The following is a 26881-nucleotide window of genomic DNA, read 5'->3' as shown; positions in this document are numbered from 1 at the left end:
TTGCTTGCCAACGCATGCGCAAGCTTCCGGATTGAAAGCTTGTCACGCTCGGCCTCGTCCTTGCGACCGGCTCAGAATCCGTAAAGCACGGTCGGGTTGTCGACCAGAATCGCGCGGCTGACCGCGTCGTCCGCCGTGCAGTCGTCCAGCCAGCCGAGCAGGCGCAAGTCGTCGGGGGCCGGAGACGCGTTCGGGTGCGGCCAGTTGCTGCCCCATACACAACGCGCCGCGTGGTGGCGCGCAAGCACGGCGGCGAGACAGGCGACATCGTCGTAACCGGGCGCGCCCGAGCGCGACGTCTCGTACGGCGCGGACAGCTTCACCCATGCGTGGCCACGATCGAGCAGGCGCCGCAGCGCGAGAAACTCGGGCGCGTCCGGCGCGACGGGCGTCAGGAACTTGCCCGTGTGATCGATCACGACCCGCGCCGGTAGCGACGACAGCAACGGCAGGACCTCGGGCAGCGTCCGGCCGTCGAATTGCAGGTCGACGTGCCAGCCAAGCGGCCCGATCCGCGCGGCCACCCGCTCCAGGTCATCCCACCGCGCCAGGCCGCCCGCCAACATCATGAACCGGACGCCGCGCACGCCCGCCGCGTGCAACCGCGCCAGCTCGGCGTCCGGCACGTCGACCGGCAACGTCGCGACGCCGCGCGCATGCTGGCCGAATGCGGCCAGCGCGTCGAGCAGGCAACGGTTGTCGACACCATAGCCGGTCGGCTGCACGATCACGACACGGCCCAGGCCGAGCGTCTGCTGCACCCGGCGATACGCGTCCACCGGCGCGTGCGGCGGACGGAACGTCGCCGTCGGCGCGAGCGGATAGGCGTCGTCATAGATGTGGATGTGGCAATCGCACGCGTGGGCCGGCCGCCCGGTGGGAGGGTCGTGTCTCATCGCGCTCCCGGCCCGGTATCGGCCCCCGCCGTGCGCCAGCGCGCCAGCCGCGTTGCGTGCCCTGCGTTGACGGCGCCGCGCGGCATCCTTCCGGCGAGCAGCGCGGCGAGCTGATCGACCGTCTCGAGCGCCTGGTGCTCGACCGCGGGCAGCGTCAGGCCGCCGACATGCGGCGTCGCGATCACGCGTGGATGGGCGGCGAGCGCGGGCGTCGGCATCTGGTCCGCCGCGCGCCCGACGTCGAGCGCACAGCCCGTGAGCCGGCCGGTGTCGAGCGCCTCGGACAGCGCCTGCTCGTCGACCAGTTCGCCGCGCGACGCATTGATGAAATACGCGCCCGGCTTCATGGCCGCGAACGCGCCCGCATCGATCAGGTTCGCGGTGGCCGGCGTCGCCGGCGCGAGGCACACGACGAAATCGGCCGCTTGCAACAACGTCGCGAACTCGACCTGTTCAAGCATCGGCGCGTCGACGCGCACGTAAGGATCACTGACGAGCACGCGCATCCCGAGCGCCGTCGCGATCGGCGCAAGGTGGCGCGCGATCTGTCCGTAACCGATCAGGCCGAGCGTGCTGCCGCGCAATTCGCGCCCCATCTGCGGCACGGGCGGCATCCCGAGGTGGTAGGCCGACGCATAACGGCCGATACCGCGCGCGAGATCGATCATCGCGCCGATCACCCACTCGGCGACCGCCGGCGCGAAGCCGGGGCTCGCCTGCGTGACCAGCACGCCGAACGCGCTCGCCGCGTCGACATCGACGGTGCGGATGTCGACCGCACAGCGCAGGAACGCCGCCAGTGCGGGCAGCCCGGCGAACAGCGCCCGCGGCGCAGGCGTCTGCCGGTACGCGATCATCGCATCGCAACCCTGCGCGGCCGCGATCAGTTCGTCCGTGCCCAGCTCGTGATCGAGCGGGTTGCACGTGACGTCCGCGATCGCCTGCAGCGCGCGCATGGCCTTCGCGCCGAAATAACGGTCGAGCATCCCCGAAGGATGCGTTACGAAGACGCGCGTCATGCGGCCCCTCCGTGCGAGCGGTCCGCTTGCGGCGGCGACGCGACCGATGCGCGCTCGACAAGCGTCACGCCGGAAAATACGTGCGGCTCGTGCGCCAGCGGCGTATCGCCATCCGGCCGCATCACGCGCCGCACCATGTCCTCGGCCATCTCGGTGACGGGCAGTTGCACCGTGGTCAGCGCCGGATTGGAAATCGCCGACAGGAAATGTCCGTCCATCCCGACGACCGACACGTCGTCCGGCACGCGCAGGCCGCCGTCGCGCAACCCGGCCATCAGGCCGAGCGCGAACAGGTCGTTGACCGCGACGATGCCGGTCGGCCGCGCCGGATCGGCGGCAAGCGCGACGCCCAGCGCACGCCCCACGTCGACGATCACGGCGTCGCCGTACTCGTTCGCGGGGCCGCCGTCGAGCACCCGCGCGTGTGCGTCGATGCCTGCCTCGCGCGCCGTCTCGAGAAAGCCGCGGATCTTGTCGCTGCGGCTCACCGTCATGCCGGCGACCGTCGCGAACGCGAGCCGCCGGTGTCCCGCATCGACCAGGCAGCGCGTCGCGAGCCGCGCGGCGGCCTCGTTGTCGGCGGTGACGTGTTCGACCTTCGACGACTCGCCGGGCGTCGCGCGCCGGTCGTAGCTCACCACCGTCATCCCGCGCTCGGCCGCGCGCTCGAGGTGGCGCTCGTCGGCCAGCGACGAAATCACGATCACGCGCCGCACGCCATGTGCGAACAGGTCGTCGAAGAACGACGCCTCCTTCTTCGCATCACGATATGTATTGCCGATCAGCACGCGATGGCCGTACCGTTCCTGCGCGCAGGCCTCGACCTCGCGCGCGATGTAGCCGTACATCGGGTTCGCCATCGATGGCACCAGCAGCCCGACGAGCGGCGTCTGTCCCGTCTTGAGCTGGCGCGCGAGCGTGCTGGGCCGGTACTGCAGCACTTCCATCGCGGCCTTCACGCGTTCGAGCGTTTCCTGCTTCATCTGGTCGGTACGGCCGTTGAGCACGTTCGAAACCGTGCTGACCGATACGGCCGCATGACGGGCCACGTCCTGAATCGTACTCATGTCGTCTTGCTGTAAAAGGTGGCTACAGGCCGAAACGGGCCGGCAGCCACAACGAAAACGCCGGCACGAGAATCAGCGCCACGAGGGCGGCGACCAGCACCAGCAGATATTTCACCATCGGCCGCGCGACGTGGCGGACTTCGGTGCCCGTGATCGCACAGGTCGTGAACAGGCCCAGTCCGACCGGCGGTGCGAACAGCCCGAGCCCCATCGCCACCACCACGACCGTGCCGAAGTGCAGCGGGTTGATGCCCAGCTGCAGCGCGATCGGCGCCAGCAGCGGCCCGAAGATGATCAGCGCCGGCGCCCCCTCGAGCACCGCGCCGAACACGATCATGACCAGCGCCGCGAGCAGCAGGAACATCGTCGCACCGTACTGGTGGGCGAACGCGGTCATTGTGCCCGAGACCAGCGCCGGGATTTGCTCGATCGACAGCGCGAACGACACGCTCGACGCCGCGGCAACGATGAACAGGATGCCGCCAGCCATCGATGCGGCGCGTACGAGCACACGCCCGACCGAACGCCAGGTCAGCTCGCGAAACGCGAGCCAGCCCGCCACGAGCGCATAGACCACCGCGAACGCGGACACCTCGGTCGACGTCGCGATCCCCGACGTCACGCCCTTGCCGATCATCGCGACCATCACCAGCGCAACCAGCGCGCCGCCCGCGAGCGGCAACCATGCGCGGCGTTCCGTGAACACCGCCGAGACGTCGATCCTGCGCCCGGTCACCACCGTGACCGCCGCGAGCGACGCGGCCAGCACCGCGGCCGGCACGATGCCCGCGACGAACAACCCGGCAATCGAGATGTTCGCGACGAAGCCCATGATGATCATGTTCACGCATGGCGGGATGGTCTCGGCCATCACCGCGCTGCACGCGAGCAGCGCGGCGGTTTCGTCGGGATCCTGGCGCGCGCGGCGCACGGCCGGCATCACGACGCCGCCGACTGCCGCGATGTCGGCGAGCTTGGAGCCCGACACACCGGAAAAGCAGGCCGTCGCGAGGATCACGATCAACCCGAGCCCGCCGCGCACGCGCCCGAAGATCCGCAGCAGCAGCTCGACGAGCCGCGCGGACATGCCGTTCGACTCCATCAGCAGCCCGGCCAGCACGAAGAACGGCACGGCGAGCAGCACGAAGTGGTCTGCGCCGGCCATGACCTGCTGCGAATAGACGAGCAGCGGCAGGGTCGGGTCGGCCAGGAAATACAGCAGCGCCGAGAACGCGAGCACGAAACCGATCGGCACGCCCAGCACGAGCCCGCCGACGAAACCGGCCGCCAGCAGCATGCCCGGCGCGATCGCGTGCGCCGGCGCCAGCGCATTCCATCCGTACAGCGCGGCCGCGAGCCCCGCGCAGCACGCGAGCGTGCCGATTACACGGCGGCGCGGCGCGTCGAGCGCGTTCGCAAGCGCGAACACGGTCATGAACAGCGCGCCGAACATCATCGGGTACACGTTGATCCAGCCCGGCAGCCCGCCCGGCGTCAACTGGTCGTACGAATCGGCCAGCAACTGGCACGACGACACCAGCAGGTTCAGCGAGACGGCCGCGACGATCCAGTGCCCGATCTGCACGAGGGCGCCCTGCCAGCGCGCGGGAAACCAGCCGCGGAACAAGTCGATGCCGACGTGCTGGCTGCGCCCGAGCACCGTCGCCGCGCCGAAAAACACCAGCACGATCATCAGCGCGCTCGCGACCTCTTCGGTCCAGTCGAGCGGATCGTGCAGGAAATAGCGGCACACGACCGACACGAACACGACGAGCACATCGACGGCCAGCACCGCCGCGGACGCGTATTCGATCGCGCGCAGCATCGCGTCCAGCATGCGCGCGACGCGGCGTGCCGGGCGGCCGGCGCCGGGCGCCGCCGCGGCGCCCGAAACGGAACAGGTCTCCATCGTTCAGCCCCGCCCGGCGGCGATCGCCGGAAACAGAGGCGCGGTCGCCGGATACTGCGTGGCGAATGCCGTATAGAGCCGGTCGTGCATGGTCTGCCGCAACGCCGTGCGTTCGGCCGCCGACATCGGATGGAAGCTCATGCCGTGCTGCTTCAGCGCCTGCTCGGCCTGGTCGGCCTTCTGCGCGGCAATCGCACGCTGCTGCGCGGTTGCGTCGGCTATCGCGCGATCGAACGCGGGGCGCAGGTTCGCCGGAATCCGGTCGAGCGCGCGCCGCCCCATCACGACGGTCATCGCGGCAAACACATGGTGCGATTGCCAGCACGATTTCACCACTTCGTCGAACTTGCTCGCGAGCACCGTGGCCGGATCGTGCTCGAGCCCGTCGACGACGCCCGTCTGTACGGCCATGTACAGCTCGCCGAACGGAATCGGTGTCGGCACGGCTCCCATCGCCTTGAAGGTGTCCATGAACGCCGGCGTCGGCAGCACACGCAGCTTCGTGCCCTTCAGCCCCTGCAGCGCCAGCACGGGCTGCTTCGTGAACACGCAGCGCCCGCCGAAATGCGAGCCCCAGGTCAGCACCGAGCAGCCCGCGCGCTTTTGCAGCAGCGTGTTCAGGCTTGCACCGACCGGGCCGTCGAGCACTTTCGCGACATGCGCATAGCTGTCGAACAGATAGCCGAGATCGAGCATGCCGAGCTCCGGCGCCACCGTCGCCCAGATCGACGAGCCCGCGATCATCATGTCGATCGCGCCGATCTTGACCTGCTGCACGACATCGCTTTCCTTGCCGAGCTGGCTGTTCGGAAAGTAGTCGACCCGGATTGCGTCGCCGACGCTCGCCTTCAGGTTCGCGGCAAGACGCTCGTACCACACGTAGTGCGCGGCGTTCTGGTCGGCCGGCATCGACGACGAGCAACGCAGCGTCACGACCGGTTGCGCGCGCACGGCTTCCGGCAAGCCGCCTGCGGCCGCGAGCGTGGCGGCGGACACCGTCTGCAGAAAGCGCCGCCGGGTGTAGGTATTCATGGGCCGTCTCCTTTGCGATGGCGTCTCGCGACGCACTGTATCGATTTAGTGTATCGATACAGTAATACGACGACCGATGAGATCAAAATGAGGGTTTTCCCGTGACGAGGGTAAAAATGCGAGATCCGTGCCGTCGATTTCCGGTCGGTTTATTTGTAAATCAACGGGATTCCCGCCAATTCCAAATCATCCGTAAATGATTCGAGCGGGCAACCCCAATCATCAGACGACAGACTTTTGACCCAGCCTGCGGGCGGGACGCCCGCGCGAGTCGCCGCCCTTACGTGCCCGCTTCGTCCGCGTTCTCGGTCAGGAACCGCTCGACCATCGCGTTGAACACCGGCAGCGCCGGATTGTCGTTGTCCGTGCGCCACGCGAGATACAGCTCGGCCGCCACGTCGGCGCCCGCCAGCGGCCGGAACACCACGCCGTCGACATGCAGCTCGCGCGCCGACGCCGGCACGAGCGCGGCGCCGAGCCCCGCGCGCACGAGGCCGAGGATCGTATGCGTCTGCCCGACGTAATGCAGGTAGTTCGGCAGCCGCCCCGCGTTCGCGAACACGCCGGAAATCAGGTCGTGGAAGTATTTCCCCTCATTCGGCGAATACGCGATGAACGGCTGCCGGTCGAGATCGTCGGGCCCGATGCGCTCGCACGCGGCGAGCGGCGCGCCCTCCGCGACCGCAACCAGCATCGGCTCGCGCTGCACGAGCCGGTATTCGAGCGGCTGGCGCGCGGCGCGCTGGCGCACGAAGCCGGCATCGAGCATCCGCGACGCCAGCGCATCGATCTGCACGGTCGACACCATCTCGCGCAATTCGATGTCAACGTCCGGCAGCGCGTGCGCGGCATGCGCCAGCAGCATCGGGATCATCCGGTATGCGCTGACCGCCGTGAAGCCGAGCGTGATGCGGCCGGCGCCGCCGTGTGCGACGCGCTGCGCGGCCTGCTCGGCCCGTGCGGAGAATTCGAGGATGTGCCGCGCGTCGCGCAGAAAACGCTCGCCGGCCGCGGTCAGGCTGACCTGCCGGCTGCTGCGTTCGAGCAGCGCGATGCCGAGCGCATGCTCGAGCAGCTGGATCTGCCGGCTGAGCGGCGGCTGGGTCATGAAGAGCCGTCGGGCCGCACGGCCGAAATGCAATTCCTCGGCGACCGCGACGAAGCAGCGAAGCTGGTGCAGTTCAATCATCCAATTCTTGAATCAATCGATAGTCTTTTGATGTTAGACGGATATCAATGTGATTTCTATACTCGGTTGCACCTGATGCGCGGCCCGCGCCGCGCACGCCGACCGAGACCTTCATGACCATCGACATCCTCCTCACCCAGCCGCTCCCCGACGCCATCGACGCCGAACTGTCCGCCCGTTACGCGGTGCACCGGCTGTATGCGGCCGAGCAGCCGGACGCGCTGCTCGATCGCGTGGCCGCACGCATTCGCGGTGTCGTGACCGGCGGTGCGAACGGCCTGTCCGCCGCGCTGATGGACCGGCTGCCCGCGCTCGAGATCGTCGCGATCAGCGGCATCGGCACCGACGCAGTCGATCTCGACCGCGCGCGGGCACGCGGCATCCACGTGACGACGACGCCCGACGTGCTGACCGACGACGTCGCCGACATGGCGATGGGGCTGATCCTGACGACGCTGCGCGACCTCGGCGCCGGCGAGCGGATCGTGCGCGCCGGCCGCTGGGGCAAGACGACCCAGCCGCTCGCGACGCAGGTGACCGGCAAGCGGCTCGGCATCGTCGGGCTGGGCCGGGTCGGTCGCGCGATCGCGCAGCGCGCGCAGGCGTTCCGGATGCCCGTCAGCTACTTCGGCCCGCGCGAGCATCGCGACAGCGGCTATCGCTTCGTGCCCGACCTCGCCGCGCTCGCGCGCGACAGCGACGTGCTCGTGATCGCGGCATCGGCCGATCACGGCAACGTGCTCGTGACGGCCGACGTGCTCGCCGCGCTCGGCCCCAAAGGATTCCTGATCAATGTCGCACGTGGCAAGCTGGTCGACGAAGCCGCGCTGATCCGCGCGCTCGCCGACGGCACGATCGCGGGCGCCGGCCTCGACGTATTCGCGAACGAGCCGCACATACCGGCCGAGTTGCTCGAGCTCGACCGTGTCGTCGTGCAGCCGCACCGTGCGAGCGCGACCCGCGAAACGCGCGAAGAGATGGGCCGGATCGTGCTGGCCAACCTCGCCGCGTGCTTCGCGGGCCAGCGCCCGCCGACCAGCGTCACGCGCTGATCACGGCGCACCGCTGCGCCGCCCCTCGTTACAACACCGGATGTCTCCGCTCGACGGAGGCCAGGAGACACGCATGCCCAATCGCTCCAGCGGCGCCGCCCTCGCCGCGTCGCCCGCCGCCTCGCGCACGATCGGCCGCGTCCGCTATGCGGTCCTCGCGCTGATCTTCGCGGTCACCGTCATCAACTATGCGGACCGCGCGACGATGTCGATCGCCGGCACCGGCGTCGCGCACGACCTCGGGCTGACGCCCGTGCAGCTCGGCATCGTCTTTTCCGCGTTCGCGTGGGCCTATGCGATCGGCCAGATCCCGGGCGGCTGGCTGCTCGACCGCTTCGGCGCACGGCGCGTGTACGGCCTGAGCCTGCTGCTGTGGTCGGTCTTCACGATGCTGCAGGGCACGGTCGGCTGGCTCGCCGTGCAAGGCGCGTCCGCCACGCTCGCGCTGTTCGTGATGCGCTTCATGCTCGGCCTCGTCGAATCGCCGGCGTTCCCGGCCAACTCGAGAATCGTCGCGTGCTGGTTCCCGACCGCCGAACGCGGCACGGCATCGGCCCTGTTCAATTCGGCGCAGTACATGGCCGTCGTGCTGTTCTCGCCCGCGATGGCGTGGCTCACGCACGCGCTCGGCTGGGTGCACGTGTTCCTGTGGATGGGGATGCTCGGCATCGCGCTCGCCGCGCTGTGGTTCGCGTGGTATCGCGAACCGCACGGCCACCCGCGCGTGAGCGACGCGGAGCGCGACTACCTGCGCGCGCACGGCGCGCTCGTCGATCTCGAGGCGAACCGCGTGCGCCATCGGTCGCGCGTGTCGTGGCACGAGGTGTCGCAACTGTTCCGCCACCGCAACCTGTGGGCGATCTACGTCGGCCAGTACTGCATCACGGCACTCACCTACTTCTTCATCACGTGGTTTCCGATCTACCTGATCAAGGGGCGCGGGATGACGATCATGGAGGCCGGCTGGGTCGCCGCGCTGCCGGCGATCTGCGGGTTCACGGGCGGCGTGCTCGGCGGCGTGCTGTCGGACTGGCTGATCCGGCGCGGCATGCATCCGTCGAAGGCGCGCAAGACGCCGTTCGTCGTCGGGATGGCGATGGCGACGCTGCTCGTGCTTGCGAACGGCGCAACGTCGAATGCGGTCGTGATCGCGCTGATGACGATCGCGTTCTTCGGCAAGGGGCTCGCGGCGGTCGGCTGGGCCGTGCTCGCCGACACGGCGCCGGAAGGGATGGTCGGGCTGAGCGGCGGCGTGTTCAACGGCCTCGGCAACATCGCCGGGATCGTCACGCCGCTCGTGATCGGCTATTTCGTCGCCAGCACCGGCTCGTTCGCCGGCGCATTGTGGTTCGTCGCCGCGCACGGGTTGCTCGGCATTGCCGCCTACGGATGGCTCGCAGGGCGCTTCGAGCGGATTCGCATCGCGCCGCGCGCATGAACCTCGCCGCGGCACCTGCGGTTCGCGCGGCGCACGCCCGCCCGGATCGTCACGCGCGCTTGCGACCGCCCGGCATCTGTTCGGTCGTCAGCCGGTCGAGTTCGCGCAGGTCGTTCTCCAGCGCGGGCGTGAGCGTCGTGCGCAGGTGGTCGAGGAACGTGCGGATCTTCGCGTCGAGATAGCGGCGCGTCGCGTAGACGGCGTACACGCTCACCGTCTGCAGCCGGTACTCGGGCAGCACGCGGATCAGCCGTCCTTCGCGGATGTCGTCGAGCACCGTATACAGCGCGACGCACGCGATCCCGCGCCCGGCGCGCACCGCGACGCACAGCGCGTCCGGCACGTTGACCTGGAACGGCGCGGGCTGCAGCTCGTAGACGGCCTCCTCGCCATCGCTGCGCTCGAGCCGCCACTCGCCGGCCGGCGATGCGGGTGTATCGAGGCGCAGGCACACGTGGTTCGGCAATTCGTCGGGCGACTGCGGCGTGCCGTGGCGCGCCAGGTATTCGCGCGACGCGACGAGCACGCTGCAGCTCGTGCCGCAGGTCTGCGCGACATAGCCCGAATCGGGCAGTTGCGACGCCGTCACGATCGATACGTCATACCCCTCCTCGACGAGATTCGGCATCCGCTGGGCGAGCGTCAGCTCGACCGACACGTCGGGGTTGTCCTCCTGGTAACGGACGATCGACGACACGACATGACTCTGCCCGAGCCCCGTCATCGCATGGATGCGCATCTTGCCGCTCGGCCGCAGCAATGCGTTGCGCGCCTCCGCGTTCGCGTAGTCGATTTCCGCGAGGATCGATTTCGCGCGCTCGAAATAGCGTTCGCCGCTTTCGGTGAGGCCGAGGTGGCGCGTCGTGCGATGCAGCAGCCGCGTCTGTACGTGCGCTTCGAGGTTCGATACCGCGCGCGAGACCTGTGCAGTGGTCGCGTCGATTTCCTTCGCGACCGCAGTAAAACTGCCGGATTCGACAACGCGCACGAACAGGCGCATGTTTTCGAGCATGTCCATTGGATTGGCTTGGGGGGAGTCTGTGGGGAGGCGTCGGCAGCGCTCGCGTCAGGTGGAGAGCGGAACGCAGCCGCGAACCACGTCGAATCGATCACCGTGCCGGGGGAAAGGCGGGAGAGCGGGCATCGCGTACGGGGTTCTGGCATGACGGGGGATTCAGTGGCCCGAATTGTACGCCGCTGCAGACAAATTTGCGCTGGTTTCCGGCCCGCAAACTCTCATCTGATGAAAGGTCATTGCAAGCAATGCGCGTCTCATACGCGCAACGGCTTGAAGCAGCGCGACAATTTGTATCACAACACGATATAATTCGCGGCTCGTCGCTGCGCGCATCCGCGCCGTCACCTTTATCGCTTACGGTCCATGTCGTCAGGCTCCCCTTCGTCGCGCCGCACGTTGCGGCAATGGCTGCACAGCTTCATTCCTCATCCGATGTCGCTGGGCTGGCGCGAGCGCCTTCGTTCGTGCACGGGCGCGCTCGTCGGCATCGCGACGGTCGGCGTGACGATGCGGCTGCTGCCCGGCGTGCCGGGCCTCGTGCCGCTGCTCGTCGCGCCGATGGGCGCGTCGGCCGTGCTGCTGTTCGCGGTGCCGGCGAGCCCGCTTGCGCAACCGTGGTCGATCATCGGCGGCAATCTCGTCGCGGCGACCGTCGGTGTCGCGTGCGCACAGTGGATCGCCGATCCGATCACGGCCGCCGCGGTCGCGATCGCATGTGCGATCGGCGGCATGTTCGTGCTGCGCTGCGTGCACCCGCCGTCGGGCGCCGTCGCGCTCACGGCCGTGGTCGGCGGCCCCGCGATTCATTCGCTCGGGTTCGGCTTCGTGCTGGAGCCGATCGCGCTGCAATCGGTCATCCTGCTGTCGGCCGCGCTCGCCTATCACGCGCTGACCGGGCATCGTTACCCACATGGCGGCGTGCGCCCCGAAGCGAAACCGCAGGCAGGCGGCGCCGCACCGGCGCGCGGCGGCTTCACGCGCAGCGACCTCGATGCGGTGCTGAAGCGCCGCGGCGAGTGGCTCGACGTCGATCCGGACGATCTCGAGGCGCTGCTGCGCGAAACCGAGATGCAGGCCTATGCGCGCACCTTCGGCCAGCTCTCGTGCGCCGACCTGATGACCAAGCATGCGATCGAAGTCGCGCCGTCGACGTCAGTGACGGCCGCGCTCACGCTGCTCGACCGCCACCGCGTAAAAGCGCTGCCGGTCGTCGACGGCGAAGGCCGCCTGACCGGCATCGTCACGCGCGCCGACCTCACGCGCCAGCTGCGCCGCCCGACCCCGCTGTGGCAGCGCCTGTCGGCACGGCTGCCGCAATCGTTCGGCGGCCAGCCGGCGAGCGTCGCCACCGTGATGACGCGCGATGTCGCGTGCGTGCCGGAGACGATGCCGATCACCGCGCTCGTTCCGCTGTTTACGCATTCGGGCCACCACCACATTCCGGTCGTCGATGCATCGCGCCGGCTCGTCGGAATCATTACCCAGACGGATCTCGTCACGGGCCTCTATCGCCAGGCACACATGCTCGAGGCCGCGTAGCGCATGCCGCGCATGTAACGCCACGTAGCAGCCAGCGCAACACTGAATGCATTCTTTTCCCTAGAATTCGGCCATTTATATCATGTTGTGATATATTTATCGCTACCGAAACTGACTGTCCGACCGCCCGATGAACGATACCCGACGCGCGCTGGCGAAAAGCGATTTCCAGCAACTGTCCGAGTTCCGCTACCAGATGCGCCGCTTCGAGCGCTTCTCCGAACGCGCCGCGCAAAGCGAAGGCGTGACGCCGCTGCAATACCTGCTGCTGCTGCACATCAAGGGCTATCCGCATCGCGAATGGGCCACCATCGGCGAACTCGCGGAACGCCTGCAGGCGCAGCATCACGGCGTCGTCGCGCTGGTTACGCGCTGCGAATCGCTTGGCCTCGTGAAGCGCAAGACGAGCGAAGCGGATCGGCGGCAGGTCGAGGTCCACCTCGAGCCGGCCGGCGAGACGCTGCTCGCCCGCCTCGCAGCCATGCATCGCGCCGAGCTGAAGTCGCTCAAGGGCGCGTTCCAGGTTCCCCAGATCGATTACTGACCCCTGCTCTTTCCACTCCGATGAACGCACCCCACAAACGCGATTTCGCGACCAACGACCGCCTGCCCAGGATCGCGTTGCTCGCCGCCGCGATCGGCCTGCTCAGCACGCTGGCCGCATTCGTGCTGTTGAGCCTGATCCACCTGTTCACGAACCTGTTCTTCTACCAGCAGGTCTCGTTCGCCGACCGCTCGCCGGCGAACAATACGCTGGGCGCATGGGTGATCGTCGTGCCGGTGATCGGCGGCCTGATCGTGGGGTTGATGGCGCGCTTCGGTTCGGAAAAGATCCGCGGCCACGGCATTCCCGAGGCGATCGAGGCGATCCTGTTCGGCAAGAGCCGCATGTCGCCGAAGGTCGCGATCCTCAAGCCGCTGTCGTCCGGCGTCGTGATCGGCAGCGGCGGCCCGTTCGGCGCCGAAGGCCCGATCATCATGACGGGCGGCGCGCTCGGTTCGCTGATCGCGCAGTGCGTGCACGTCACCGCCGCCGAGCGCAAGACGCTGCTCGTCGCCGGCGCGGCAGCCGGCATGACGGCCGTGTTCGGCACGCCGGTCGCCGCCGTGCTGCTCGCGGTCGAACTGCTGCTGTTCGAATGGCGTCCGCGCAGTTTCCTGCCGGTCGCGCTCGCCTGCGCGGTGGCCGGTTTCGCCCGCGCCGTGTTCTTCGGCGTCGATCCGCTGTTTCCGCTGACCACCGCCGCACCGACACCCGTCGCGCTGCTGTCGTGCATCGTCGCGGGCCTGCTGTCGGGCATGCTTGCGTGCGGCCTGTCTGCAGCGCTCTATCGCGTCGAGGACACCTTCGCGAAACTGCCGGTGCACTGGATGTGGTGGCCCGCGCTCGGCGCGATCGTGATCGGCATCGGCGGCTGGCTCGAGCCGCGCGCGCTCGGCGTCGGCTACGACGTGATCGGCGATCTGCTGCATCAGCACATCGCATTGAAGATCGCGCTCGCGCTGCTGATCGTGAAGGCTGTGATGTGGGTGATTGCGCTCGGCTCGGGCACGTCGGGCGGCGTGCTGGCCCCGCTGCTGATGCTCGGCGCCGGCCTCGGCACCGTGCTGTCGCCGATGCTGCCGGGCGGCGACCCGGCACTGTGGCCGCTCGTATGCATGGCCGCAACGCTCGGCGCGACGCTCGGTGCTCCACTGACCGCGATCGTGTTCGCATTCGGCCTCACGCACGACGCGAACGCACTGCTGCCGCTGCTCGCGGCGACGCTCGTCGCGCACGGCTTCGCGACCATCGTGATGAAGCGCTCGATCATGACGGAAAAGATCGCGCGCCGCGGTTATCACATCTATCGAGAATACGGCGTCGATCCGCTCGAGCGGCACGACATCGGCGAAGTGATGACGTCGGCCGACCTGCTCGTCGCGATCGACGGCGCAGCGACGCTCGATGCCGTCGAGTCGCAGTATTTCGGCGTGAAGCAAACACACCGTGCGTACCCGGTCGTGCAGAACGGCCGCCTGCTCGGGCTCATCGATCGCGCGACGCTCGATGCGCAGCGTGCGCAGGCCGCGGCCGACACGCCGATCGCGGGGGCATTCGCCAACCGCACGCCTGCGGTCGCGCAGGCGCACGAAACGTGCCGCGTCGTCGCGTCGCGACTCGCGATGCTCGGCCTCGAACGCCTGCCCGTCGTCGCCGACGAGCAATCGATGCGTCTCATGGGCATCGTGTCGCGCAGCGACCTGATCAAGCCCGCCCTCCAGCACTTCGACGACGAACAGAAGCGCGAACGCTTCCGCCCGATCGTTCCGGCCAACCTGCGCGACATCGGCACGCGCAAGGCCGGCTGACCCACCGCGCGCCGCGGCACCCTCGCCGCGCACGACCCGCTCGCGTCACCGCTTCCGCTCGATGCGGCACGCCCCTCGCGTGCCGCATCGCATTCCGCCGCTTTCCGTGTTTAAAGTTGGTTAACAATTAGACGGGCGAAAGTTTGTCATCATGGAACTCATGCGACGGGGCCAACCATCCAGCCATTCCACTTCGCGATCAAATAAAGAGTCGCGGCACGGCATGCAGACGCATGCCGCTCGCCGCGACCGTCACGTCACCACACGACCGGGCCGCGCGCCGACCACGCCGCGCATGGCGTCGTGCCGCACACGATGCATGCCGTGCCGCAGCAAAGTGCACAGCATCGCAGCCGCCATTTGGCAAGTGCGTTAACAACTTGTTTCGGAATAGCCGGAACCGTGCTCTGCCGATGCAATCTCACTTTTACGCAGTCCTGTGCTGCGCATCCCACTCAATCAATCACGACTCGAGGGAGATAACGTGAACGTGAAATACTTACCGCTCATCGCATTGACCGTGGCATTTTCTGCTCATGCAGCCGATTCTGCCCTGCAGAACGTGGGACAAAGCCAGAAACCCGCCGACCAGGTCGCGCAGTGCATCGCGAAGACCTGGGCCGACAAGTCGCAGCAACAAGTGACGTCGCAGTATGAACTCGCGAACGGCCTCGCGATGGCCGTGTATGCGCCGGGCCAGCAGCCGCCGAACGGCGCTGCCGCCGTCGTGCGCCCGGCCAACACCGCGAATGCGAAAACCTGGGTCGGTTTCCGCGGCGGCGATGCATCGTCGGCCGGCGACATCAACGCCTGCCTGTAACAAGAACAGGCGCTCCGGATGGCCTCGGCGCCATCCGCTTGCGACAAGCCCCGCTTCGGCGGGGCTTTTCTTTTGCTGCGCGGCTGCCTGTTACAGGTAGCTGCAGACGTAATCGAGCGTCTCGAGCACTTCGATGTCGAAGCGGCTCTTGCCCGGCACCGAGAACGATTCGCCGGCGCCGTAGGTCTGCCATTCGCTGCTGCCGTCGAGCTTCACGCGGCACTTGCCGGCCTGCACTTCCATCAATTCGGGGGCGTCCGTGCCGAAGTTGAGCGCGCACGGCAGGATCACGCCGAGCGTCTTGCGCGTGCCGTCCGGGAAGAGCACGGTATGCGACACGCACTTGCCGTCGAAATAGACGTTCGCGCGCTTGACGACCGATACGTTGTCGAATTGGGTTGCACTGGTCATGAAATGCCTCTGATTGCTGGATGCCGGATGGCGATGTTGTTGGAGGCCGGCCGGAGCGGCGGGCCGGCCGCTATGATACCGGCTCGCGCGGCATGTGCCGGAATGGCGTGCCCGCCGCGCAAGCCGCGTGCCCGTCACACGACGGCAACGCCGCACGGATAATCGTCAGGATGACGATGCATTTGAGATCGTCAACCGCGGGCGCCGATTCACCGCAGCCCCTTGCGCCGCGCGGAATCGCGCAGGCAGTCGAGCAACATCGCCGCCGCCGGCGTCAGCGGGCTGTCGCGGCGCGTGATGACCTGCACCGAAACGCCCGGCAGGCGCTCGCGGATCGGCAGCACCGCGAGCTGGTCGCGCGCCCATTCGGCCTGCAGCAATTGCTCGGGCATCGACGCGATCAGGTCGCATTCCATCATCAAACTGCGCGCGAGCCCGAAGCTCGGGCATTCGACGACGCGCGCCGGCACCGGCAGCCCGTAGGCGACGAACGAATTGAACAGCACCTGCGTCGAGCTTTCCGGCGACGGGTTCATCAGCCAGTCGGCCTCGACGAGATCGGCGAGCGACGTGGCCGACGCGAGCGGATGCCCCTTGCGGGCGACGATCAGCGACCGGCTGGCATAGAGCTCCGCGTGATCGAATTCGGCCGCGAGCAGTTCGGGCACGACGACGGCCACCGCGAAGTCGAGCGAGCCATCATGCAGGCGCGGCAGCGCGACGCCCGGAAACCCTTCGATCAGGTTGACGCGCGCCACCGGGAAGCGGCGCCGGAATGCGCGAAACGCGTCGGGCAGGATCGTCACCGCGGCGGCAGGCGTGATCGCCGCCGCGACGGAGCCCGTCATCGCGCCCTGCGCCTGCTCGATGTCGTCGCGGGCGCGCTGCATTTCGGCGACGATCAGCCGCGCGCGCACCTGCAGTTGCTGGCCGAACGCCGTGAGCTGCACGCCGCGCGCGGTGCGCACGACGAGCGACACGCCGAGCGCGATCTCCAGTTCCTTGACCGCCTTCGTCAGCGCCGCCGGCGACACGTTCAGGCGCCGCGCGGCCGCGCGAATGCTCCCCTCTTCCGCGACGGTGACGAACGCTTTCAACTGATGGTATTTCATGGCGGCAACGCGTGACCCGTGGAAACCCTGTGCTGCGCGGCACACGCCAGCTCAGGGTATTCCCGAGCGGCAACCGGTGGTGAGCACCAAAGCAATTTATCAGCTTCTGGTACACAAAAGAAATTTATATGCTTGCTCGTCATAGGTGCGTCAAACGCCCCACCTGCCCCACAGGAGAGACCATGCTGCAAGCCGTGAACCCCGTCATCCCCGGTATCGCCGCGATCGCACCCGAGCTGGTCGAAGTGCGCCGCCGCATCCACGCTCACCCCGAACTCGCGTTCGAGGAAACGCTCACGAGCGATCTCGTCGCCGAACTGCTCACCGGCTGGGGTTATGAAGTGCATCGCGGCATCGGCAAGACGGGTGTGGTCGGCGTGCTGCGCGAAGGGCAAGGCACGCGCACCGTCGGGCTGCGCGCCGACATGGATGCACTGCCGCTCGCGGAAACCACGGGCCTGCCGTACGCCAGCCGCCACGCGAACAAGATGCATGCATGCGGCCACGACGGCCACACCGCGATGCTGCTGTGCGCGGCGCGCCACCTCGCAGCCACGCGCCAGTTCTCCGGCACGCTGAACCTGATCTTCCAGCCGGCCGAGGAAAACTTCGGCGGCGCGAAGGCGATGATGGACGACGGCCTGTTCGAACGCTTCCCGTGCGACGCGATCTTCGCGATCCACAACATGCCGGGCCGCGCGGCCGGCGACATGGCCTTCCGCACCGGCGCCGCGATGGCGTCGGCCGACCGCGTGACGATTACGCTGCGCGGCGTCGGCGGCCACGGCGCGATGCCGCATTTCGCGCGCGATCCGATGTCGGCCGCGGGCAGCATCATGGTCGCGCTGCAGACGATCGTCGCACGTGAGGTCGATGCGCAGCATGCGGCCGTGATCACGGTCGGCAGCGTGCAGGCCGGCGAGACGTTCAACATCATTCCCGAAACCGTCACGATGAAACTGTCGGTGCGCGCACTGAACGCCCACGTGCGCGCGCTGCTCGCGCGCCGCATCGAAGCGCTCGCGAAAGGCCAGGCGGAAAGCTTCGGCGTCACGGCGGAAGTCGACTACGACTACGGCTACCCGGTGCTCGTCAATCACGCGGAGCCGACCGCATTCGCGGCCGACATCGCGCGCCAGATGCTCGGCGCCGAACGCGTCGAAACCGACGCCGCTCCGTTGATGGGCAGCGAGGATTTCGCGTTCATGCTCGAAGCGCGCCCCGGCTGCTATGCGTTCATCGGCAACGGGATCGGCAGCAAGGGTGGCTGCATGGTGCACAACCCCGGCTACGACTTCAACGACGACATCCTCGCGATCGGCGCGAGCTACTGGGTTCGCATCGCCGAAGCCTGGCTCGCGGCCTGACAGCCCTTCACCCCATCGTTTCGCGCCCAACCGGGGAGCCCCACATGGAAACGTCCGCCCTTTCGTTCGCCGGCATGCCGGTCGATGCACGCGCCGCCGCGAAGAAACGCCGGCTGATCGCGGCCGCCGCCGTCGGCAACGCGCTCGAGTTCTACGACTTCACGGTCTACAGCTTCTTCGCGATCCTGATCGGCAAGCTGTTCTTTCCCGTGCATTCGTCGTTCGGGCAGTTGATGCTCGCGGTCGCGAGCTTCGGCGTCGGCTTCGTCACGCGCCCGCTCGGCGGGCTCGTGATCGGCATGTATGCCGACCGCGCCGGCCGCAAGAAGGCGATGATCCTCACGCTGTTGCTGATGGCGCTCGGCACCGCGACGATCGCGGTCGCGCCCACATTCGCGCAGATCGGGCTCGCCGCACCGCTGCTGCTCGTGCTCGCGCGCCTGCTGCAGGGGTTCGCGTCGGGCGGCGAAGTCGGCGCGTCGACCACGCTGCTGCTCGAACAGGCGCCGCAGCATCGTCGCGGCTTCTACGCATCGTTCCAGTTCTCGAGCCAGGGGCTCGCCGCGCTCGCCGGCGCGCTGACCGGCGTCGCGCTGACGTCGACGCTGAATGCCGCGCAACTCGAAAGCTGGGGCTGGCGCGTGCCGTTCATCATCGGCACGCTGTTCGTGCCGCTCGGCTACTGGCTGCGCCGCACCGTCGAGGAAGTGCCGGCCGCCGCGCCTGCCGCCGCGCACGACGAGCCAGTTGCATCGCTGCCGCTCGCCGACGTGCTGCGCCATCACGGCAAGGCCGTATTCGCAGGCCTCGGCGTGACGATCGGCGGCACGTCGATCCACTACATCATCGTATTCTACATGGCGATCTACGGCGTGCAGGTGCTGCACCTGCCGACCTGGCTGTCGATGACGGCCGGCTGCGTCGCGGGCGCGATCCTGATGCTCGTGACGCCGATCGGCGGCCACCTGTCCGACGTCTACGGGCGCAACCGGATCGTCTGGTGGACGCGTATCGTGCTGATGGCCGCGATCTATCCGGCGTTCGTCGCGCTGAACCGCTGGCCCGGCGCCGCATCGCTGCTGTCGATCATCGCCGCGCTGTCGATCGTGCATGCGATCAACATCGGCGCGACGGGTGCGATGCTCGGCGAACTGTTCCCGCGTGCGGTGCGCGCGACCGGCGGCGCGCTCGTGTACAGCATCGGCGTCGCGATCTTCGGCGGCTTCGCGCAATTCTTCGTCACGTGGCTGATCGCGGCGACCGGCAACCCGAACGCACCTGCGTGGTACGCGATCGGCTGCGGTGCGATGACGCTGCTTGCTGTCCGCTGCATGGATGAAAAGGCCGGGAAGGCACTTGACTGACCGGTGGCCGATGCGCGATGCGCGATTGACGTGGTACGCGCGCATCGTGCATGATCGCTCCATGCGCCACATCACGACCACCACCTCGACCACGACGCGCACGACCGCCTTCGGCGGGCTCGTGCGGCGAGTGCGCGCAAGGTCGTAGCGCCATCCCTCACAGGCCCCGCCGGTTCCGGACGGGGTCTTGTCGTTTCTCCGTCCGTACTGGTCACTCAGGAGAAACGCAATGTCCGAAGTCTCTTCCCCGAAACGCGCACTGCTCGTCGTCGACATGCAGGTCGGCCTGTTTCACGGCCCCGACCGTCCGTACGACGGCGAACGCGTGCTCGCGAACATCAACCGGTTGATCGGTCGCGCGCATGAAGCCCGTGCGCCGGTGTTCGCCGTGCGTCACACCGGGCCGGCCGGTTCACCGATCGCACCCGGAACGCCGCTGACCGCGCTGGTGCCGGAACTCGCGATCGATACGGCGCGCGACACCGTGTTCGACAAGACGCGGCCGAGCTGCTTCGCGGGTACGCGGCTCGCCGAATGGTTGCGCGAAGCCGGCATCGGCGAGATCGTCATCGCGGGAATGAAGACCCAGTACTGCATCGACACGGCCTGCCGTGCGGCCGCCGATCACGGCTTTCGCGCGGTGCTCGTGACCGACGCGCACACCTGCATGGACACGCCGGAACTGCCGGCCGAGAGGATCGTCGCGCATCACAATGCGACGCTTGCCGGCCCGTTTGCGACGCTGACTACGACCGACGCGTGCGTGTTCTGACGCACGACGCGCCGATCGGATTGGGGCGCGCGAGAGAGCGCGTTGCGATAACGTCAGCACTGAGCATGCACATCATCGCGTGCCCCGACGGAGCGTGCGACGCATCGCTGCCGCCGAGATGCTCGACGTCTCTCAGCAATACGCCTCATTGGCTCCACCGGTTCCAGACGGGGTCTTTCCTCGTCTCCGTCCATACCGATCACTCTCGAGAACGCGATGGCCGATCCGCTATCTTCAACACGCACTGCCCATCAGCGACACGCATGCCGGGATGCTTTACGGCCTCGAACGTCCATACGAAGAGAAACGCGTGCTCGCCAACATCACCCTGCCGATCCCGTCCCGCGTCGGCGGCTACCGCCTCGACTTTATCTCGACGAGCCGCATCTTGAATTTCACAGTGCGAAACATATTCACGCCGAGATTGAAGGAACGACGGCTGACGCCAAAATCCATCAATATCGGTTACTGAATATCAATCGCATGCGAATGTAAGCGGCTTTTTCCCGCCGTCGTGCAGTTACCGTAATCGCATCGGACTCATATTTTGGCGTCGGACTATCGGGCTGCGAGAACTCGGAGAATGAAGATTCGACTACGATGACCGTTGGATAATACGACGCACGTCGTGACCTGCAGGGCCGACGACGTTGAATATGCACGACAAGCTGCGCGGCTACTATGAACAGGAACTGGCGAAGCTGGAAAATCAGTTCGCAACCTTCTCCAACGAATATCCACGAATTGCCGCCCGCCTGAGCTTTACAGGCGGACAGACGGACGACCCGCACGTCCAGCGGATGATGCAGGCATTCGCGTTGATTGCAGCCGAAATCCGGGCCAACCTGGACGACGGCGCACCGAAGTTCACCGAAGCGCTGCTTCATGTCTTGCACCCGCACTACTTGCGACCGTTCCCCGCATGTTCGATCGCTCGCTTCGATCCGATCAAGGAATTACCGGGCAAGCCGGTCGTCTTGCCGCGTGGCATGGAGCTCACGTCGCGCGGCGGGGAAGTTCGCTTTCGAACCGCTTATGACGTAACGCTTGCGCCGATCCGCATCGCAAACACTCAATTCTCCCGCAGCACCGTCGCACCGGCACAAGTCGCATTGCCGCCGAACACAACCCGCTTCATTTCTATCACGATTGAGCCGACGATCGCCGCCTCGCTGCTCGGCGCCGTTTCGCCCGACACGCTGCGCGTCCATTTCGCTGGAGAACGCCAGACCGTCGTCGCGCTGCTGGATACGGTCCTGCTGCGCGTCCGGGGCGCATTTGTCGAAGCGGACGACAGTGGACGGTGGTTGCCAATTGCAGGGATACCGGTCACTCCGGTCGGGTTCGGCCCGAACGATATGCTGCTGCCGCCGTCGCAAAATTCGCCGCTGGTTCAACCGCTGCTGGAATACGTCGGATTTCCGGACAAGTTCGATTTTGTCGACATTCATTTACGCCGATGTCTCAAACCTCTCCAAATGAATCGCGCGCGGCGATTAACCCTACATTTGGCGATCGAAGGTATGCACGCCGATTCGCGGGTCGCGCAAGCGCTCACCCCGCTATCGGCGGACAACATGGGATTGTTCTGTACGCCAATCGTGAACCTCTTTAAGCATATGGGAGTGAAGTCGTCGCGCGGCGAAATCGTCGCAGATTATCCCGTAGTGCCGAAACCGAGCCGACCAGACATACGCGGCATCTATTCGGTTGATGCGGTTCGCGATCTGTCAGACGGGATCGCTATTTCACCACTGAATGCGTGGGGTGTCGGCGCCGGCGAACGGTTCTGGATCACGCGCCACGGTCCCTACGCGGCAATCCATCACCCCGGACATGAAACGTCGCTCGTACTGCTACGAGCGGACGGGACAGCGGTGGCGAAAACACCGCTGCAATTGAGTGCCGACCTCACCTGCACGAATCGCGACTGGCCATCGCGGATGCGGATCGGCTCCCTCAAGGGCGATCTGAAAAACGAAAACGATCAAGTGCCTTGCAGGATTACGCTGCTGAAACAGCCGACGCCGACCTATAGCGCGTCCCGTGAGTCGGAAGCGCAGTGGCGCGTGCTCGCACTGACGACAGCCAACCTGACGCAGTTGACACGCGGGGGGTGGCCGGACTTCGTGAAACTCGTGCGCCAACTTGCACCGAGCGACCGACGCGCCGAACACGTCGGGGCGATTTCGTTCGTCAAGCGAAACGTCGTCGAGAGACTACTGGCGATCAAGCCGCATTCGGCCCTAGTGAGAGGCTTCGAAATTGTGATGGCGGCAGATGAGAGCGCGTTCATTGAAAACAGCATGGGTACGCTGATCCTTCAGCTCGACCTATACCTGTCGCGGTACGCGCCCGCCAATAGCTTTACGCAGCTCGTCGTGCTATCGAAGAACGACGGCTCCGTGATCGTTCGTTGCCCGACGCGGCCGGGCCTCGCGCCGCTGTTGTAGCGTTACACAAGACTCGAAATCAGGTGACAGCCGCATGTTGCTCGATGGCCGTGTCGAGCAATCGGAATGCCGTTGTCCTTCATCGATTCATCGCCTTCCTCGATGAGGTTCGGTGACACGTCGGGATGCTGCGGACACGACACGCGATCGCCCTTGCGAGCGACATAGCGACCATCGAATTTCATGGTCGATGAGCCCGTCTCGACTTTGCCGCCGTGGTCAGTGTCGTCACCGACGCGAATCAAGTTCATCATGAAATGACCTAGATAGTTTTCGCTAATTTCGACCCATGCCGTCAAGCTTTAGAAGCTGCGCCTTCATTGCATCAAGAATACAGGTAGCATCTTTGCCGCATAAATTTCGCTTCGAAAGCCATTCTCTTTGTTGGCCAATTGCGTCGCCCAGCGACTCCCCGGCCGATTTTCTTTGCTCGATCAATTGTGAAAACGATGTAGCAACGCTTTTATCAAACGATGAAAGCTCATATGAGCCGCATATCTCCATCTCCACTTCACTCTTTGCCTTGTTGCAGTTGAAAGATGGATTAGGCTTCGCGTTATCGCGAACCCGTTTTAGAGTGAGAATCGTTTCCCCATACCACCGCAGCAGAAGTTTTCCGGAACTAGGAGAAAACATCCACGCACCACTTTCTTTATTTGATGCCCCCAAACTTCCTTGCCATGGCTGAGCACCACAAAAGACCCGAATAACATCAACCGCCGTTGATCCCGGAATATCAATTTTGTAATTTTTTTCGGTAGCATTTATTGCTGGATTTCCAAATCCAGACATGCTTGATGAAATCAGTTCGCGCAAGCTAGTTTGTGAGGTTTTGCTATTTATTTCGGCACAAGATTGATTTTCAGGGGCGTCAGTCCATATCTGATTTTTTTTAAAAACGAACAGCCTTCCTACCAACCTTGGATCATTCCATCCGTAGCTTGGAGTCCACTCCGCATCAGCATTCAAGTGCACCGACTGTACTTCCCACCGACCTTCAATGACTGGATTCCATTCGGCAGCAATAGCTTGCAACGACTGGAGAAAAATAAATAACCCAACCCACATCAGTTTAAAAATTTCTCGCAATCTTATCAACATGCCACCCCCTATGGACTTACAAGTTCGATCATTCATGATTAATCGGCACACCGTTCATCTCATATCGTCCTTCTTGATACAAATTCACTTCATCATCTCGTCTGTGCACGAGACCGGGAAGCACCGTTCCCTTTGATTTAATGCCCTCTTTAATCTTACTCATTGCAGCGTCAACTTTTCCATCGTTAATCAAATTCGTCACACTGTCCCATCGCGCCGCAGGGTTGTAGGCAAAGCTGACAAGTGCATCAAATTGATTCTGAGAGAGTTCGATTTTTATTGAGCGCCGGACCATTTCCTCATATGGCTTGACGGTATGGCGCAGTAAACCGACCTCTTGCTCATGGGTCAGATCGACCAAGTTTCGATTATTTTTTGCGAAATCATTGGCGTCAGAATCCTGTTTTCCCGCAGCCTTCGCGATACCTGCGGCGGCTTCGTCAGACAGGCCAATGGCTTTCATGTCCGCAGCAATCCCTGCCTCGCTGCGCCCCTTCATATCATATCCAGCTCCCAACGTAACTCCGCTTGCTCCGCCGGGCCAATGCAATCGATTAGTCGTGCCAGCCTGCGCCTCGTGTGAAAATATAAACCATAACCCATCGTCAGAAAGAGCGTGACCGATGGTCACCTCTTTCGCCGTGAAATTCCCGATCAACCCAATCGGATGAAGATGCCAAGGAGAAAGGTCCGCGGGGAAGCCGTCAACGCCCTTGATTTGCTCCCACCACTGAAGCTTCGCGAGCCGTTCAAGTTCCGTCTTCCACATCTCGGTCTGCTTCTGCATGAGCGGGGTGAGTTCTTCCCACTTGCCCAGACCGCCACCCCATTCGGTTTCGTTACGCACGACCAGATGCGACACCGCTTCGGCCATCCACGGAGTTTCCAGCGCGTGTTTCAGTTCTTGCGCCGTCACCTTTCCGTCGTGGTCCGTATCGATCGCCTTTTCAATCTTTGTGATGAGTTCGCCAGCGTTGACCTTCGCAGTTTCCCCCAAAAACTCAGTGCCTTCCTCGTCCGCCATATACTGCTCGGTCGTATGAATATGACGTTTGAACATGTCGGCAGGGTTGACGCTGCCGTTGTCCACCAATTCGAAACCCGGCCATTCCCAAGGGCTACGAAGCTGTACGTGAGGGTGATCGGTGTCGCACACCCAGCCAGTCAGGCCGGAGCCGTCCTTCGAGCCAACCGTGATGTTCCACCAATGATGGCCCTTGTCGTCGACCGCGACATTGCCCTCACCGAGTTTGTCGAGTTCAGTACGACGCAGCACGTCACGGAAGTCCGCGCCCGGTCCGCTTGCCTTGGAAACGTCCAGCGGAAAGTTCTGCCATCCCGCAACGTTCGTCGTGCTGATCGTGTTCGCCAGACTGCTTTCGACCCACAGCGGATTGCCAACGTCCGCTAACTTTTGTTGGGCCTTCTGTTTGCCTTTCGCGGGCACGTTAGTCACGCTCTTGGGCTGCACCTTGATCCAGCGCGAACCCTTTTTTACATCGCCTATCGGCACGAGCTTCAACCCCGATTGAGTCAGTTTCTGATCGGGCGTGGGAATTTCGCTGACCAGTTTGGCCCCCGGCTCGATTTCCAGAAGCGGTTTGTTTTTCTCGTTCAATTCTTTCGCACGCGCGCGGCTTCGATCGATGAAGTCCTTCAGGTCCGGCCCCGCGAATACTTCGAGATGCAGCATCGGGTAGTTCGGCTTCGGCGGTATCGGACTGGCTTTCATGGGCCATTGATACTGGCCGACATGCGCGACGACTTCGCCCGCTTTGACGCGTTGCGGCTCCTTCAGGATCACGACCGTATCAAGCGGCTGCGGATCGACAACGGCGTCCAGTTCCCCTTTGAACACGTAGCTCCACTGCGCTTGGGGAGACACCGGCTTACCAACTTCCGCAGACAAAACCGTGCCCGATTTGATGGACTTGATCTTGATCCAGTCCCGGTGGGCGGGATCGCCTTCGCCCGCAATGATTTCGGCCCCGGTCGGTAATATCCCGATAATCTTGCTCTTGCCGTTCGGCAATTCTCGAATATGCAATCCCGTCTCGGGCGGCGGCAGGGCGACATCCTGATCGGTATCGACGGGCGGCGGTGCGTTCTCGTTCGTATTGTTAATCGGCAGATCGTCGGCCCCATCGGTGCGCCTCGCAGGCGGCTGCGCAGGCGCTTTCGGCTTCGGAACGGCTTGCTTGTCCTTCGCCTTGTCGCCCACCCGATAATAGCGGTCGCCTTCCCAATAGGACATCGGCGAGAGAGGTACTTGATTCGGATGCCGGTCGGTTTTCGCTTGTCCAAGCGATTTTTGATAGGTGTTCCAATCCATCGTGTGCATGTACAGGCTGAAGAACACGAGGGGTTTGTCGTTCCCCGGTTTGCTGTTTGCTGGCGCGTGATCGGCCGGAGCGGACGCGGGTGTGGGAGGCGCGGCGGTGGTCGATGCGGGCGCGGGAGCCGACGCAGGAGCCGACGCTGGTTTGGCAGGCTCTTTCGGTGCTGGCTTCGGCGGCAGTTTCAGTTCATGCCGGACCAGTACAAAACCGGTCGAGAAGTGCGCCAGACTATTGTCCGGGTACTTCGTTTCCTCGTATTTCGTGTTCAGCCGGTACGCGACGATCTTACCGTCCGCAATTGCGCGCACGCCGCTATCCTGCGTCAGCATTTGCGCACTGCCTTCGTCGAAGTGCACGCCCCCATGCCACATGCCACTGATGCCCAACGGAAAAAAGCCGGTCCCGCACTTCGCGAGCGCCTTGAAATACGTCATCGGGTCCGCCGCGTCGCTCTTGTCTGCGGGCGTGAACGGGTAGGCCCAACTCAGCGGCCTATCAACCGGCTCGGCGTGCTTGGGGGCCGAGTGAGGAGCGGCCGCTGGATGGTGCTTCTTTTTAGGCGTTGTTTTGCTCATGATTCCCGACTCGGATTCGGTTTTCAGAATTTTTTATGTTGATACGATACCGGCTG

Annotated in this window: 24 protein-coding genes; 11 read left to right on the top strand and 13 right to left on the bottom strand. The window is 65.1% G+C overall.

Annotated elements, in window-relative coordinates:
• Positions 1 to 71: 71 nt before the first annotated feature.
• The 7 genes from C5O79_RS23390 to C5O79_RS38835 form a co-directional block, all read right to left on the bottom strand.
• Entirely contained in the window at positions 72 to 896 is an 825-nt protein-coding gene (locus C5O79_RS23390; RefSeq protein ID WP_122476103.1) for an amidohydrolase family protein, read from the bottom strand.
• Complete coding sequence (locus tag C5O79_RS23385) at positions 893 to 1915, bottom strand: hydroxyacid dehydrogenase (RefSeq protein ID WP_047849823.1); 1023 nt, start codon at positions 1913 to 1915, stop codon at positions 893 to 895. Before C5O79_RS23385 ends, C5O79_RS23390 begins: the two co-directional genes overlap by 4 nt.
• Complete coding sequence (locus C5O79_RS23380) at positions 1912 to 2982, bottom strand: LacI family DNA-binding transcriptional regulator (protein ID WP_047849822.1); 1071 nt, start codon at positions 2980 to 2982, stop codon at positions 1912 to 1914. The genes C5O79_RS23385 and C5O79_RS23380 overlap by 4 nt, the downstream gene beginning before the upstream one ends.
• A gap of 22 nt (positions 2983 to 3004) precedes the next feature.
• On the bottom strand, positions 3005 to 4891 hold the full coding sequence (locus tag C5O79_RS23375; RefSeq protein WP_046548021.1) for a TRAP transporter large permease subunit: 1887 nt from the start codon (positions 4889 to 4891) through the stop codon (positions 3005 to 3007).
• Between the two features lie 3 nt (positions 4892 to 4894).
• Entirely contained in the window at positions 4895 to 5923 is a 1029-nt protein-coding gene (locus C5O79_RS23370; protein WP_047849821.1) for a TRAP transporter substrate-binding protein, read from the bottom strand.
• A gap of 280 nt (positions 5924 to 6203) precedes the next feature.
• The gene (locus C5O79_RS23365; protein ID WP_047849820.1) at positions 6204 to 7112 is read right to left on the bottom strand and encodes a LysR substrate-binding domain-containing protein; all 909 of its coding nucleotides are present in this window, start codon (positions 7110 to 7112) and stop codon (positions 6204 to 6206) included.
• Positions 7105 to 7233, bottom strand: coding sequence for a hypothetical protein (locus C5O79_RS38835; RefSeq protein ID WP_257791821.1), 129 nt, complete (start codon positions 7231 to 7233; stop codon positions 7105 to 7107). Before C5O79_RS38835 ends, C5O79_RS23365 begins: the two co-directional genes overlap by 8 nt.
• Between C5O79_RS38835 and C5O79_RS23360 the strand changes: the two genes are divergently transcribed.
• Positions 7226 to 8164, top strand: coding sequence for a 2-hydroxyacid dehydrogenase (locus C5O79_RS23360; RefSeq protein WP_122476108.1), 939 nt, complete (start codon positions 7226 to 7228; stop codon positions 8162 to 8164). The genes C5O79_RS38835 and C5O79_RS23360 overlap by 8 nt on opposite strands.
• Before the next feature lie 73 nt (positions 8165 to 8237).
• Positions 8238 to 9602 carry an MFS transporter gene (locus C5O79_RS23355; protein ID WP_122476111.1) on the top strand — a complete coding sequence of 455 codons (1365 nt, stop codon included), beginning with the start codon at positions 8238 to 8240 and terminating at the stop codon, positions 9600 to 9602.
• Between the two features lie 49 nt (positions 9603 to 9651).
• Here the strand turns inward: C5O79_RS23355 and C5O79_RS23350 are convergent, their stop codons facing one another.
• Positions 9652 to 10620 (bottom strand): LysR family transcriptional regulator, encoded by a 969-nt coding sequence (locus C5O79_RS23350; protein ID WP_039351095.1) that lies wholly within the window; start codon positions 10618 to 10620, stop codon positions 9652 to 9654.
• Between the two features lie 363 nt (positions 10621 to 10983).
• Between C5O79_RS23350 and C5O79_RS23345 the strand changes: the two genes are divergently transcribed.
• The 4 genes from C5O79_RS23345 (at position 10984) to C5O79_RS23330 (ending at position 15331) form a co-directional block, all read left to right on the top strand.
• Entirely contained in the window at positions 10984 to 12159 is a 1176-nt protein-coding gene (locus tag C5O79_RS23345) for an HPP family protein (RefSeq protein ID WP_122476113.1), read from the top strand.
• 130 nt (positions 12160 to 12289) lie between these two features.
• A complete protein-coding gene (locus C5O79_RS23340; protein ID WP_039351101.1) occupies positions 12290 to 12703 on the top strand; it encodes a helix-turn-helix domain-containing protein in 414 nt (137 codons plus the stop codon).
• A 20-nt stretch (positions 12704 to 12723) separates the two neighbouring features.
• A complete protein-coding gene (locus tag C5O79_RS23335) occupies positions 12724 to 14511 on the top strand; it encodes a chloride channel protein (RefSeq protein WP_122476116.1) in 1788 nt (595 codons plus the stop codon).
• A 484-nt stretch (positions 14512 to 14995) separates the two neighbouring features.
• Positions 14996 to 15331, top strand: a complete 336-nt coding sequence (locus C5O79_RS23330; RefSeq protein WP_081421045.1) for a hypothetical protein — start codon at positions 14996 to 14998, stop codon at positions 15329 to 15331.
• A 90-nt stretch (positions 15332 to 15421) separates the two neighbouring features.
• On the opposite strand, the gene C5O79_RS23325 is transcribed toward C5O79_RS23330, so the two are convergent.
• Together C5O79_RS23325 and C5O79_RS23320 are read right to left on the bottom strand one after the other, a co-directional pair.
• Positions 15422 to 15742, bottom strand: a complete 321-nt coding sequence (locus C5O79_RS23325; protein ID WP_006478890.1) for a pyrimidine/purine nucleoside phosphorylase — start codon at positions 15740 to 15742, stop codon at positions 15422 to 15424.
• Between the two features lie 209 nt (positions 15743 to 15951).
• Entirely contained in the window at positions 15952 to 16854 is a 903-nt protein-coding gene (locus tag C5O79_RS23320) for a LysR substrate-binding domain-containing protein (protein WP_046548027.1), read from the bottom strand.
• Between the two features lie 182 nt (positions 16855 to 17036).
• Between C5O79_RS23320 and C5O79_RS23315 the strand changes: the two genes are divergently transcribed.
• The 5 genes from C5O79_RS23315 (at position 17037) to tssF (ending at position 22810) form a co-directional block, all read left to right on the top strand.
• The gene (locus C5O79_RS23315) at positions 17037 to 18221 is read left to right on the top strand and encodes a M20 aminoacylase family protein (RefSeq protein WP_122476118.1); all 1185 of its coding nucleotides are present in this window, start codon (positions 17037 to 17039) and stop codon (positions 18219 to 18221) included.
• Positions 18222 to 18265: 44 nt separating this feature from the next.
• The gene (locus tag C5O79_RS23310) at positions 18266 to 19585 is read left to right on the top strand and encodes an MFS transporter (protein ID WP_122476120.1); all 1320 of its coding nucleotides are present in this window, start codon (positions 18266 to 18268) and stop codon (positions 19583 to 19585) included.
• Positions 19586 to 19814: 229 nt separating this feature from the next.
• Entirely contained in the window at positions 19815 to 20357 is a 543-nt protein-coding gene (locus tag C5O79_RS23305; RefSeq protein ID WP_122476123.1) for a cysteine hydrolase family protein, read from the top strand.
• Positions 20358 to 20451: 94 nt separating this feature from the next.
• A complete protein-coding gene (locus C5O79_RS23300; RefSeq protein ID WP_131931792.1) occupies positions 20452 to 20829 on the top strand; it encodes a hypothetical protein in 378 nt (125 codons plus the stop codon).
• Between the two features lie 184 nt (positions 20830 to 21013).
• Positions 21014 to 22810: a type VI secretion system baseplate subunit TssF gene (gene tssF, locus C5O79_RS23295; RefSeq protein WP_047849813.1), complete on the top strand. Its 1797-nt coding sequence runs from the start codon at positions 21014 to 21016 to the stop codon at positions 22808 to 22810.
• Between the two features lie 2 nt (positions 22811 to 22812).
• Here the strand turns inward: tssF and C5O79_RS23290 are convergent, their stop codons facing one another.
• Genes C5O79_RS23290 through C5O79_RS23280 form a run of 3 tightly spaced genes read right to left on the bottom strand, consistent with a single transcriptional unit; the run spans position 22813 to position 26825 of the window.
• Entirely contained in the window at positions 22813 to 23064 is a 252-nt protein-coding gene (locus C5O79_RS23290) for a PAAR domain-containing protein (protein WP_047849812.1), read from the bottom strand.
• A 22-nt stretch (positions 23065 to 23086) separates the two neighbouring features.
• A complete protein-coding gene (locus C5O79_RS23285) occupies positions 23087 to 23947 on the bottom strand; it encodes a hypothetical protein (RefSeq protein WP_131931790.1) in 861 nt (286 codons plus the stop codon).
• Positions 23940 to 26825, bottom strand: a complete 2886-nt coding sequence (locus C5O79_RS23280; protein ID WP_047849811.1) for a glycoside hydrolase family protein — start codon at positions 26823 to 26825, stop codon at positions 23940 to 23942. The genes C5O79_RS23285 and C5O79_RS23280 overlap by 8 nt, the downstream gene beginning before the upstream one ends.
• Positions 26826 to 26881: the final 56 nt, after the last annotated feature.

Origin of the sequence: Burkholderia sp. SRS-25, assembly GCF_004343765.1 — a bacterium.
GTDB classification, from domain to species: Bacteria; Pseudomonadota; Gammaproteobacteria; order Burkholderiales; family Burkholderiaceae; genus Burkholderia; species Burkholderia contaminans.
The sequence above is the reverse complement of the archived record's forward strand: the minus strand, read 5'-3'. Positions and strand labels throughout refer to the sequence as shown.